Source organism: Streptomyces sp. NPDC000880 (assembly GCF_053599675.1).
In genome coordinates this window covers 1-11,362 of the sequence record NZ_JBSFMS010000175.1, presented here as the reverse complement: position 1 = coordinate 11,362, position 11,362 = coordinate 1, and the positions used below count along the sequence as shown (strand labels likewise).

The following is an 11,362-nucleotide window of genomic DNA, read 5'->3' as shown; positions in this document are numbered from 1 at the left end:
CCCACCGGCTCTGCCCTGGATGATGCGCTTGGCCCGTTCCACCGCGGTCTCGTTCATCGCCTGCTCCTTCACGCCCGACCTCCGATCGTCCACCGCTCGGGAAGGTTCCCGCCGGGCTCGCCACGCCGCGTCCTCACGCCTCCCCGTCCTGCCGGGGCTGTCTCGCGGGACGCCGAGAAGGCAGTGCCCGGCCTCGCGGAGAACGGTTCACCGGGCGGATGCGGCGTGGTCACGGTCCTCGTCGGAGGCGTGCGGTGTCCCCCAGGTTCTCACCCGAGCCGGTCGCGATCAACCCGCTCGGCGGCGGCATTGCGGTCGGCGTCGGCCGCGGTCTGCGCCCGCATCTGGAGCAGGTCGGCGACATCGTCGAGGGCCACTTCCACGCGGGCATACACCTCCGGGTTGACGAGCACCTGGCCGTCGAAGTCGCCGGCGGAAGCATAAATGCCGACCGGAAGTGTAAGGGCCTGGAAGAACCCGAACAGCGGCCGGAACTGGTGCTCCAGGACGAGCGCATGGCGGTCGCTTCCGCCCGTCGCCACCAGGAGGACAGGCTTGTTGGCCAGCGCATACTGGTTCTCGATCATGTCGAAGAAGTGCTTGAAGAGTCCGGTGTAGGAGGCACGGAACACGGGGCTGGCGGCGATGATCAGATCTGCTTCCTCGAGTGCCCGCATTTCCTCGCGGACCTCCGCGGAGACTTCGTCGGGGGCCAGGGCGTTGGTCAGGCCCGGGCTCAGGCGGTGTAGATCGATGCGGTGGCAGTCGAGTTCCACGCGATCCGCCAGGATCTCCACTATCTGTTCGACCAGCGCCATGGTGCGCGAGGGGGCGTGCAGGCTGCCGGAGACGCTGACGACCTTGAGTGCCCTGCTCACTTCGTGTTCCCTTCGGTGCCGGTGTTGCGGGCGGTTGCCTGCTTCTCGTCGCCCTCGACCGTCGTGCCGTTCTTCTTCTGCAGGGACTCGATCTCCTTGCGGACCACGGGGGCCACCTCGGTGCCCAGCAGTTCGATCGACTCGAGCATCTCCTTCTGCGGCACCGCTCCGTAGCCGAGCTGGATGAGCAGTCTCTGGTGGCCGAATACCTCGTACTGTTGCAGTATCTTCTCGATCATTTCCTGCGGGCTGCCGACGAGCAGAGCCCCGGCCGGGCCGGTCTGCGCGTCGAACGCGCGGCGCGGTGTGTGGAAGCCGTGGCCGCGCTGGTGGAAGTTCTCCTTCATCCCTGCGTCGAAGTACGGATAGGCGATGTCGCGTGCTGCCTGGCTGGTCGAGGCCACGAAGCCGGGTGAGTTGAGGCTGACCGGCAGACTCCGGCCGTGGCCTGCCGTTTCGGCCGCCTCGCGGTACAGCTCCACGAAGGGTGCGTAGCGTCCGTAAGCGCCGCCGATGATGGCCAGGGAAAGGGGCAGGCCGAGCCGTGCGGCGCGGACGACGGAGCCGGGGGTGCCGCCGACCGCGACCCACACCGGGAGTTCACGCTCGGGGCGCGGGTGGATCTCGGCGTCCTTCAGGCCGGGCCGGTGCGTGCCTTCCCAGGTGAGGGAATCGTTGTCGCGGATGGCCAGGAGCAGATCGAGCTTCTCGCTGAACAACTCGTCGTAGTCCTGCAGTTCGTAGCCGAACAGAGGGAACGACTCGGTGTACGATCCCCGGCCCGCGATGATCTCCGCCCGGCCGTCGGAGATCAGGTCCAAGGTGGCGTACTGCTGGAAGACGCGGACCGGGTCCTCGGAGCTGAGAACCGTCACCGAGCTGGACAACCTGATGTTGCGGGTGGCCTGCGCCATGGCGCCGAGCACCACGGACGTGGCGGACACGGCGAAGTCACGACGGTGATGCTCACCGAGCGCGAACACATCCAGCCCCACGCCGTCCGCCACCGCGGCCTGCTCGATGTAGTCATGCAGGCGGCTCGCCGCGGTAGGGGCCCTACCGGTCGTGGGGTCCGGCGTCAGCTCACCGAACGAGAAGATCCCGATCTCAAAGGGTGCCACGGCTGCTCCTCGGGTCCTGAGGCCGCCATGTCGGCGGCTCGACTGCCCTCTACAAAGCGTTGGCCCCGCGATCTCTTCGGGTTGGTTGTGCGCGCAAGGATCTCTATGCCGCGGCGCAGACCACGGCCCAGTTCGCCGGCGAGGAGCCGGGTGCCGGCGACGAAGGACCGCCACGCCGCCTCCGGTCCGCCGGCCGGAGACCGGGTCCCGAGTTTGCACGCGGGCAGCGGGTGAACGCGCTGCACGGCACTGGTCGCTGTGGGCATGACGCCCTTTTCTCCCGCGGGCGGCGCCAGCTGGCACCCACCCATTTGATTCAATCCTCAACCACTAGAAGGGCCGCACCGGCAAGCATGTCCAATGATCTTTTTTGCTGAATAGCATCAACAGCGTTGATACTCTCCTCATGGACCTGCGCCACCTGACGTACTTCCTCGCGGTCGCGGAAGAGCTGAATTTCACGCGCGCATCACAGCGGTTGCATGTCGTTCAGTCGGCGGTCTCTGCGGCCGTCCGAACGCTGGAGAAGGATCTGGGTGCGGCGCTCTTCGAGCGGTCGTCCCAAGGGGTTACGCTCACCGCCGCGGGGCGAGCGCTCCTGCCGCACGCGCAGGCCACCCTGGACGCAGCGCAGGCCGCCCGCGACGCCGTGGGCCAAATCAGGGGCGAACTGCAGGGCACGATCAACCTGGGCGCTCTGACGTCGATGCGTGTGATCGACCTCCCGGGACTGCTCGGCCGCTTTCATGCGGAGCATCCAAAGGTCACCCTCCGTCTCGTCGTGTCGCCGTCCGGTTCAGCCGGTCTGGTGCAGAGCCTCCTGGCCGGCCATATTGACCTGGCCTTCGTCGCCTTGACCGGTCCGGTGCCCGCGGGCATCACATCGCGCACATTGGCGACGTTCCCCATGGTGCTGATCGTCCCCACGGGGCACCCGCTCGCGGCCTCCGACACGGTGTCGCTGCCGGAACTGGCCGACAAGCAGTTCGTCGACTTCCCCGTCGGGTACCGCAACCGGGACCTGGTCGACACCGCATTCTCCGCGGCGGGACTCAGACGCTGGGTCGCCCTGGAGGCGACGGACATCGGCAGTACGGCCGCCCTGGTCCGCGAGGGTCTGGGGATCGCGTTCATTCCCGAGTTCGCCGTTACGCCGGACACCGACGGGATCCGTGTGCTGCGCATCCGGAACACCGACCTCACGTGGACGCTGTCGCTCGCGGTCTCCGCCACCCGGCGGACGAGCGCTCCCCTGCAAGCACTCCTGGAGATGACCGATTCCTACCTGCCCTTGGAATCCGCCTAGTGTGATGCGCCGGAAATGGCAGTCGAGATCGCACTCTCGAACGAGGGGCGTGCCGAGTTGTCGCGCTGGGCGCGGTCGGCCTCGCGGGCCTCGCGGGCCTCGTGCGGTACGGGGCAGGTGCCCGGCGCGAACGTGCCGAGTTCCGCGAGCCGGTAGCCGTTCTTGTAGCCGCGCACAGTGGGCGACCGGCGGGCGAAGAAGGGCTCGTGGCGCGGTGGCAGCAGCCGTACGGCCCGGCCGCGTAGCCGCATCCCGGCTCGTACCGCCGCTCGCAACAGCGGGTTCGGGGCCCGGTAGCCAAATGCCTTCAGCAGCGGGTCGTCCATGAGGCAGACCGTCGCGGCGCGCATGACCCGCCCCAGTGGGCCCGGGTACCAGGAGGCGATCAGGTTCAGGGTGGCGTCTGAGACGGCCACGCTGCTTGCGTCGTGGGTGAAGTGGGTGCGCTCGTAGTCGTCGAGGAGCCGGACCAGTACTGACCCAGTGTCATCAGACCTTGCAATCGCCCTGGTTCCGAGACCGGCCGAGACGTGTGTAAGGATTTTGTTCATGGCACAACTAATAGACCTGCTCCCCGTCGAAGCCGTGCGACTCGACGTCCGGGCGGCCGACTGGCGCGAGGCGATCAGAATCGCCGGCGGTCTCATGGTGGAAACGGGCGCCACCACCGATGACTACACCGCCGAGATGATCGCCAACGTCGAGGAGAACGGTCCCTACATCGTCATAGCCCCCGGCTTGGCGTTCGCCCACTCCCGCCCTTCCCCCGCGGTACTCAGGACCGGCATGTCCTGGGTGCGACTGGCGGAGCCCGTGGGTTTCGGGCACGAGTCCAACGACCCGGTTGAACTGGTCGTCGCTCTCGCGGCCAAGGACTCCGGTGCGCACACGTCGGCGATGGCGGGCCTGGCGCGACTCCTGGGTGACCCCGGCACAGCGGCCGCCCTGGCCGCGGCCCCCACCCCGCAGGGTCTGCACGCCATTCTCACCGGCGACGACAAGCCGAGCCCCTCTCCCGCGGCGGCCGGGGACACCGCACCGGAGAAGCGGGCGGCAGGTGAGTCCTCCATGCACAAGATCCTCACCGTGTGCGGCAACGGCGTGGGCACCAGCCTGTTCCTCAAGAACACCCTGGAGCAGGTCCTGGACCGCTGGGGCTGGTCGAAGTTCGTCACCGTGGAGGCGACCGACACCATCTCCGCCAAGGGCAAGGCGTCCGAGGCCGTGGCCCTTCTCACTTCCCGCGAGATCGCGAAGACCCTGGGAGAGGTGGGACGGCCCGTGAAGGTCATCCAGGACTTCACCAGCACCGCCGAGGTGGACGCGGCGCTCCGGGACACTTACGACGTCTGACGACGGGAAACGAAGAAGAACATGGGCTGGCTTGTATCCCCCGCAAAGTTTTTCGTGAACGAGATCTTGAGCGAACCCGCATATCTGATCGGCATCATCACTGCCATCGGTCTTGTCGCAATGAAGAAAACCGTCGGGCAGATAATAGGTGGCGCCATCAAGGCGACACTCGGTTTTCTCCTGATCGGCGCCGGCGCGGGGTTGGTGACCAATTCCCTTGCCCCGCTGGGAACAATGATTCAGGGCGCGACGGGTGCGCACGGCGTCATCCCGACGAATGAGGCCATCGTGGGCATTGCCCAGGCCCAATTCGGCGCGCGTGTCGCCTGGCTGATGATCCTGGGCTTTGTGATCGGCCTCCTGCTGGCCCGATTCACGCCACTCCGCTATGTATTCCTGACTGGCCATCACATGCTGTTCATGGCAACGCTGTTGACCATGGTTTTGGCGAACGTCGGCCAGTCGACCTTCGTCGTGGTGGCGGTGGGCGGCGTGCTGCTCGGCATAATGCTGGTCGCGATGCCGGCCTTCGCGCATCCATGGACGAAGCGCGTCACAGGAAACAACACCGTCGCCATCGGGCACTTCGGTACCGCCGGTTACATCGTCGCCGGCGCGGCCGGCCAGGTGGTCGGCAAGCGCAGCCGCAGCACCGAGGAAATGAAGCTTCCCGAGGGCCTGCGCTTCCTGCGCGACTCGATGGTGGCCACCGCCCTGTCCATGCTGTTGATCTACCTGGTCATGGCGCTGCTCTTCCTCGCCAAGGCGGGCCAGGAGACGGCATCCAAGGCGTTTGCGACCGGCACGGGCGGCGGTGCGGCCACCGATGTCGGCAACTACCTGATGCAGTCGGTGATGCAGGGCCTGCAGTTCGGCATCGCAGTCGCCGTGATCCTCTTCGGTGTCCGTACGATCCTGGGCGAGCTGGTCCCCGCCTTCCAGGGCATCGCCAAGAAGGTCGTGCCGGGCGCCCTGCCCGCGCTGGACGCGCCGATCGTCTTCCCGTACGCGCAGAACGCCGTACTGATCGGCTTCATCTCCAGTTTCACCGGCGGCCTGATCAGCCTGGGCCTGCTCACCTGGGTCTTCAACCCCGCCTTCGGCCTCGCCCTGGTGCTGCCGGGCCTTGTCCCGCACTTCTTCACCGGCGGTGCGGCCGGCGTCTACGGCAACTCGACCGGCGGCCGGCGCGGCGCGGTCGTGGGGGCTTTCCTCAACGGCGTGCTCATCACCTTCCTGCCGGCCCTGCTGCTCAAGGTGCTCGGCGCGTTCGGCGACCAGAACACCACCTTCGGAGACGCCGACTTCGGCTGGTTCGGCGCGCTGATCGGCAACGCAGGCAAGGTCGGGGACGGCGCCGGTCTCGTGATCATCCTGCTGATCGGCTTCGCGGTCCTGGGCGCCGCCATCCTCGTACAGAAGCGCGTGGTCGAGACGGGCTGGGACCCGGGCGCCGCACGCGACGCCCTGATGCCGCGGGAGGCTGTGGCGGGAACCGAGACGGACGGGGTTCCGGCCGCCTCTGGCCAGGCTGCCTTCGCGAAGATCGCGCCCCCCGCGGGTGCGCCCGCTCCGCCACCGGCCCCGTGACGGCCGGTCCCCGGTCGCACACCCGAGGCGGCTCCCGCCCGGCCGGCCGCGCCAAGTAGCCTGCGGGGCAGGGGACCAGAACAGCGGGGCGGGCCGTACCGGCCCGCCCCGCTGTCACGTACCACTGAGCGCTTCCGTCCGTGCCGGTGCTGAGCGACCGCAGATCTGGGCATCGGCCGCCACAACCGTGCCCGGACCGGACGGCGCCGCCATCCGGCCGCTGACCGGACGGGGCCAACGCCTGCCGCCTCCGGCGGGCCGGGGTCATGCGGCGGGCAGCGGCTGCTCGCACCAGATGGTCTTGCCGGTAGTGGTCTGGCGGGTGCCCCAGTCCTGGGTGAGCTGGGCGACCAGCAGCAGACCACGGCCACCCTCGTCCAGTCCCCGGGCGCGGCGCATGTTGGGCGCGGTGCTGCTGCCGTCCGACACTTCGCAGATCAGGGTGCGGTCGCGGATCAGGCGCAGCTGTACCGGCGGGGCGCCGTGCCGGATGGCGTTGGTGACCAGCTCGCTGACCACCAGCTCGGTGACGAAGCCCACTTCGGTGAGCCCCAGGTATTGAGCTGCTGGAGGGCGTCCTTCCGGGCGTGTTCGACCATGGCGGGATCGGCGGGGATCCCCATGTGGCGACCTGCTCGGGCGAGAGGGTCCGGGTGCGGGCGAGCAGCAGCGCGACGTCGTCCGTCGCGCGGCCGTCGAGCAGGGCGGTGGTGACGGCGTCGCAGGCGGCTTCCAGGGAGGGCACGGGCTGTTCCAGGGCCTGGCAGAGTGCGGTGAGGCTCTGGTCGATGTCGCGGTCGCGGGACTCGATCAGCCCGTCGGTGAACAGGGCCAGGATGCTGCCGGTGGGCAGCTCCAGCTCGGTGGCCTCGAAGGGCAGGCCGCCGATGCCGAGTCGCCCCGGAAGACGTCGGGGAACAGGTCGACGGCGGCGAAGTCGGCGAAACCGGGCACCAGAGTCTCGGTCAGTTCCCCCGCGGTGCGCACCACGTCCAGGGTGCTGCGGCCTGACGGCCCGGCGTCACAGCATGCGGCCGATCCTCTCCGCGTGCTCCCTGAGGGCGGGCAGGAACTGTTCGCGTATGTCCTCCATCGGGATGCGGGCCGTGAACGCGCTGACGCTGAGTGCCGCCCGTGTGTTGCCCTGTGCGTCCTTCACCGGGGTGGCCGTCGAGCGCATGCCGAGCTCCAACTCCTCGTCCGTGACGGCGACGTCCTCCGTCCGGGCCGGCTCGATGTGCCGTCTGATCTCCTCGACGTCGACGAGTGACTTCTCCGTCCGGGCCTCGGGGCGGCAGTCGGCCAGGTATGCGTCCAGCTCCTCGTCCGGCAGTGCCGCGAGCAGGACCCTGCCCGTTGCAGAGCTGTATGGGGGCAGCCGGACGCCGATGCGTACGCCCGCGGAGACGACGCGCTCGGCTTCGGCCCGGGCCACGAACACCGACATGCCGTCGTCGAGCACCGCCAACGAGACCGATTCCTTGAGCGCCTGACGTGCCGACACTGGGCGAAATGTCGAAGATCGTCATGGTCGCCATCGGCGTGTTCTACCCGGTCGTCCTCAACACCGCCGCGGGAGTGCAGCAGATCCAGCCCAGCGGGCGGGCGGGGCGGGGCTGGCGAAGGTCCCGACCGCGTATCTGCCGCTCTCCGAGGTCGGAAAGATGCTCGACCGGCTGGCTGCGGGTGAGGGGCCCGAGCACCCCACATGTGGTCGTCCGCCCGTGGGCGCACGGGCGTGACAGGAAGAGAACGGTCTTAACGCTCATAATGAAGGAGTACGAGACGGCGGTTGCTCTCTCCCCCCGGCCCGGCAGCACCCTGTTCGCGCGACGCCCCAAGGCAAGGCGGTGACGCGTACATGCCTCCACCCCACCATGAAGATACTCAGTTTCCGTCCCGAAGGCGGTACGGAGAAACGGTATTCAGGCCCGAGCAGAGCGGCGAGGCCGAGCGCATCGACCTTGGCGGGCTCACCTATGACGCCACCACGCTGGCCCGGCTGAGAGAGCTGGGAGTCGGCCCGGGCTGGCACTGCCTGGACGTGGGCGCGGGCACCGGCACAGTCGCAAGAAAGCTACTGAGCCGGGCCGGGGTCGCTTCCGTGCTCGCGGTCGACCGCGACGTACGCTTCCTCACGGCGTCCCCCACTGCCGGGCTCCGGGTACTGGAGGCCGACATCAGCGCACCGGACTTCGACCCGGGCCGGTTCCGCCTGGTCCACGCACGGTTCGTCCTCATGCATCTGCCCTCCTACCGGCGCATGATCACCAAGCTCTGCGAGCTGGTGGCCCCGGGAGGTGTGCTGGTCCTCGGCGACGCCGTCGACCTGACGACGGCAGGCGCCCCCAGCACCCCGTACACCGAGGTCATGCGAGCGATGTGGCAAGGGCTGCGAAACACCATAGGCACCGACGTCGCCTGGGTGCCGCAGTATCCACGACTGCTGCGAGACGCCGGTCTCACCTCCGTCGCGGCCGAGATCCATGTGCCTGCCCTGCTGCCCGGCAGCCCCATCAGCCGCTTCTGGACGGAAACTTGGGACAGGGCGAGGGTGACCATCGTGGACACCGGGCTGGTCGACGAAGCGACGATCGACGCGGCCATCCGTTCGCTCGACTCGCCCGGATGCGCCGAACTCTCACCCGGACTGATCACCGCTTGGGGATGGAAGCCCGAGGAGGCACTTCCATGACGACCGACCCCGTCCGCTCGCAGCTGGAGCGCGTGTGGGAGCTCCACACCAGCAGCGAGTTCGACACACTCGACGTCGACGCGACGATGGAGACCATGACGGACGCACCAGCGGTGCTCCATGTACCCACTGCCATGGGCGCCCGCGGCAGGGGGCCCGTGCGCGACTTCTACCGCCGCTGGTTCATAGGCCGCAATCCACGGGACTTCACGCTTGCGACCCTGACCCGCACCACCGGCGACGACCGCATCGTCGAGGAGATGCTGGCCTCGTTCACCCATGACATTGAAGTCCCCTGGATCCTCCCCGGCGTGGCCCCGACGGGGAGGGCGATAAGCATCGCGGTCATAGCGGTCGTGTCGTTCGACGGCATCCTGATCGCGAGCGAGCACATCTACTGGGACCAGGCATCGGTCCTGGGGCAGGCGGGTCTCATCGAGCCCTCCACCATGGCTCGGCTGCCGGTGGCGATCGACGAGCGCGCCACGCTGACCGACGGCCCTCTCAACGAGCTGGCGGGCGCCGGCCGGCCCCTGTCGGGGTGATATCGGTCGGGCCACGGTCGCAACGTCCCGCCCTGGGCTTGCATCTACGAGCACGGCGGCTTCGCGGTGCACTTCTTCCCCCGACGATCCGGTCGACACCCCCGCCGACGGGCCGAAGAACACTACGAGGACCCGGTCACCGGGTGGGTCAAGGAGAGCTGGCCTCAGGTGGAAGCACCGCGGCGGCGCTCGGCGGCCGGATGCGAGGACGAGTCCGGCTCCTCGATGACGCTCACGAGCGTGAGCATTGACGGAATGCTCGGGACACGTGCCGATATCACGGATCGCAGCCCCCGCCGCCGGGCCAACAGCTCAGTGGGCGAGGAGCATGTAGGTGTTCTCCAGTTCGTCCTGCACGACGTGGGCATCTCCCGCGACCGTCCGCACGACAAGGTCGTCTTCCGGGGTGTGGACCCGATACTGCCAGCCTTGCGGGAGTCGCAGCCGTTGGCCGAGCGTGGCCAGGGAGTCCATCGTCTGACTGTCGTCCACGGTGTGGGAGTACGCCTGTAGGACGTATGTGCGGTCGCCCGGGGCGAGCAGCGCGTGCACCGGTTTGCCGCTGGACAGGATGTACTCGGTGTCCCGTTTCACCGTGGAATCGACGTAGTACTTCTTGGCCGTTGCCCCGGTGAGGTCGATCTCCGCGGGAATGCGGAGTTCGGCCACGCAGCGGGCCTCCAGGCCGTCGAACATCGCGGTGTCCCCCCACTCGAACGCCGTGACCTTGTCGATCGTCCAGAAGCGGGGTCCGTTCAGGAACACCATCGGCACCTGGAACTGCTCCGCCAGCGCACGGGGGTCGAGCGCGTTCCACCGCTCCGGCGGACAGTCGTTGAGACCGAAGGTGTTATAGACGGCTGCCTTGAGATGACCGTCCTCGCCCGGCGAGATGAGAAGGATCTCGCCATAGCGAGCGTTCCGCAGGCCGCTCCGGTGCCGGGCCGCTTTCGCCGTGTCGGACATGACTCCTCCTTCTCACAGCCCGTCTCCGCTCCTGCGCGGAGACCGCCTGTGGGGAAAGGCCCGCCAAGGGCCGGGCCCGGGTAATGCCACGGGTCGTCCACTCCATCAAGCGCAGCACACGCGGGGTGAAGTCGCACGCCGTCCCCGGTGGCGGTGTGCTACCGCCGTTCCTGTTGATGGGCCCTGTTCCTCGTCGCCGCCCTGTTCGAGATCGGCGGCACTTGGCTGGTCTGGCAGGGTGTGCCCCAGGACACGACGCCGCCCGCCCACCGCTGGGCGGTGGGCGGGCGGTGCGTGCGAACTTCCCTCCGTGGAACGGGCCGAGGACCGTTGAACGGAGCGAGGTGCTGAACGAGCCGGGCCGCCGGCCGAGCCGGGACCGCCGGCCGAGCGGGGAGGCTGACCGAAACCATGCGTCGCCTCCTCAGGCCTTCACCGAGCGGAACGTGAAGACTCCCACCGACGCAGGCCGTGACCGGTCGCGATCACTCGGCGATCTTGAGCTCGCCCATCGCGCTCCAGCCGTCCGCGCCTTCGATCGTGGTGCTCACGATCTCGGGTGTGTGACGGAGCAGGGGACGCATGGTCTCCAGCCCCGCGCGGAAGTGGTCGGAGTTCACGTGCGCCGCGGCCGCGCCGTCCTGGAACGCCTCGACCACCACGTAGGTCGTGGGGTCCTCGATGCTGCGGGACCACTCGAACCACATGTTGCCCGGCTCGGACCTGGTGGCAGCGGTGAAGTCGGCGACGCGGTCCGGCCACTCGTCGGCGTACTCGGGTTTCACTGGAAACTTGACAACAATGAAGATCATTCAGTCATTCTATGCGCGCCTCGGCGTTCAGGGACCCGGGGGGCCGCCCGCATCGTCCTGCGAACTCCTGTCAGAGCCAGAGCGCCCCGACGGCGA

Annotated in this window: 11 protein-coding genes and 2 pseudogenes; 6 read left to right on the top strand and 7 right to left on the bottom strand. The window is 68.4% G+C overall.

The features are described 5' to 3' along the window. Window positions 1-269: 269 nt before the first annotated feature. A complete protein-coding gene (msuE, locus tag ACWDO5_RS33355; RefSeq protein ID WP_450534299.1) occupies window positions 270-878 on the bottom strand; it encodes an FMN reductase in 609 nt (202 codons plus the stop codon). Further along, window positions 875-1,999: an LLM class flavin-dependent oxidoreductase gene (locus ACWDO5_RS33350; protein ID WP_450534298.1), complete on the bottom strand. Its 1,125-nt coding sequence runs from the start codon at window positions 1,997-1,999 to the stop codon at window positions 875-877. The genes msuE and ACWDO5_RS33350 overlap by 4 nt, the downstream gene beginning before the upstream one ends. Window positions 2,000-2,405: 406 nt before the next feature. Here ACWDO5_RS33350 and ACWDO5_RS33345 point away from each other — a divergent pair, with 406 nt between their 5' ends. Next, a complete protein-coding gene (locus ACWDO5_RS33345) occupies window positions 2,406-3,305 on the top strand; it encodes a LysR family transcriptional regulator (RefSeq protein WP_450534297.1) in 900 nt (299 codons plus the stop codon). On the opposite strand, the gene ACWDO5_RS33340 is transcribed toward ACWDO5_RS33345, so the two are convergent. Next, window positions 3,302-3,856: a hypothetical protein gene (locus tag ACWDO5_RS33340; protein WP_450534296.1), complete on the bottom strand. Its 555-nt coding sequence runs from the start codon at window positions 3,854-3,856 to the stop codon at window positions 3,302-3,304. The genes ACWDO5_RS33345 and ACWDO5_RS33340 overlap by 4 nt on opposite strands. Here ACWDO5_RS33340 and ACWDO5_RS33335 point away from each other — a divergent pair. Together ACWDO5_RS33335 and ACWDO5_RS33330 are read left to right on the top strand one after the other, a co-directional pair. Continuing rightward, a complete protein-coding gene (locus tag ACWDO5_RS33335; RefSeq protein ID WP_450534295.1) occupies window positions 3,855-4,658 on the top strand; it encodes a PTS sugar transporter subunit IIA in 804 nt (267 codons plus the stop codon). The two genes, ACWDO5_RS33340 and ACWDO5_RS33335, sit on opposite strands and share 2 nt — an antisense overlap. 21 nt (window positions 4,659-4,679) lie before the next feature. Next, window positions 4,680-6,248 (top strand): PTS ascorbate transporter subunit IIC, encoded by a 1,569-nt coding sequence (locus ACWDO5_RS33330; protein WP_450534294.1) that lies wholly within the window; start codon window positions 4,680-4,682, stop codon window positions 6,246-6,248. A 264-nt stretch (window positions 6,249-6,512) separates the two neighbouring features. Here ACWDO5_RS33330 and ACWDO5_RS33325 read toward each other — a convergent pair. After that, window positions 6,513-7,143, bottom strand: a pseudogene (locus ACWDO5_RS33325) (SpoIIE family protein phosphatase); the annotation flags it as partial. Window positions 7,144-7,269: 126 nt separating this feature from the next. Further along, window positions 7,270-7,752, bottom strand: coding sequence for an IclR family transcriptional regulator domain-containing protein (locus ACWDO5_RS33320; RefSeq protein WP_450534293.1), 483 nt, complete (start codon window positions 7,750-7,752; stop codon window positions 7,270-7,272). 357 nt (window positions 7,753-8,109) lie between these two features. On the opposite strand from ACWDO5_RS33320, the gene ACWDO5_RS33315 reads away from it, so the two are divergent. Together ACWDO5_RS33315 and ACWDO5_RS33310 are read left to right on the top strand one after the other, a co-directional pair. Beyond that, window positions 8,110-8,943: a class I SAM-dependent methyltransferase gene (locus ACWDO5_RS33315; protein WP_450534292.1), complete on the top strand. Its 834-nt coding sequence runs from the start codon at window positions 8,110-8,112 to the stop codon at window positions 8,941-8,943. Continuing rightward, the gene (locus ACWDO5_RS33310; RefSeq protein ID WP_450534291.1) at window positions 8,940-9,488 is read left to right on the top strand and encodes a nuclear transport factor 2 family protein; all 549 of its coding nucleotides are present in this window, start codon (window positions 8,940-8,942) and stop codon (window positions 9,486-9,488) included. The genes ACWDO5_RS33315 and ACWDO5_RS33310 overlap by 4 nt, the downstream gene beginning before the upstream one ends. 312 nt (window positions 9,489-9,800) lie before the next feature. Here the strand turns inward: ACWDO5_RS33310 and ACWDO5_RS33305 are convergent, their stop codons facing one another. Continuing rightward, entirely contained in the window at window positions 9,801-10,454 is a 654-nt protein-coding gene (locus ACWDO5_RS33305) for a hypothetical protein (protein WP_450534290.1), read from the bottom strand. Between the two features lie 183 nt (window positions 10,455-10,637). On the opposite strand from ACWDO5_RS33305, the pseudogene ACWDO5_RS33300 reads away from it, so the two are divergent. Next, window positions 10,638-10,742: pseudogene (locus ACWDO5_RS33300) on the top strand (YnfA family protein); the annotation flags it as partial. A 197-nt stretch (window positions 10,743-10,939) separates the two neighbouring features. On the opposite strand, the gene ACWDO5_RS33295 reads toward ACWDO5_RS33300, so the two are convergent. Beyond that, entirely contained in the window at window positions 10,940-11,266 is a 327-nt protein-coding gene (locus tag ACWDO5_RS33295) for a putative quinol monooxygenase (RefSeq protein WP_450534289.1), read from the bottom strand. Window positions 11,267-11,362: the final 96 nt, after the last annotated feature.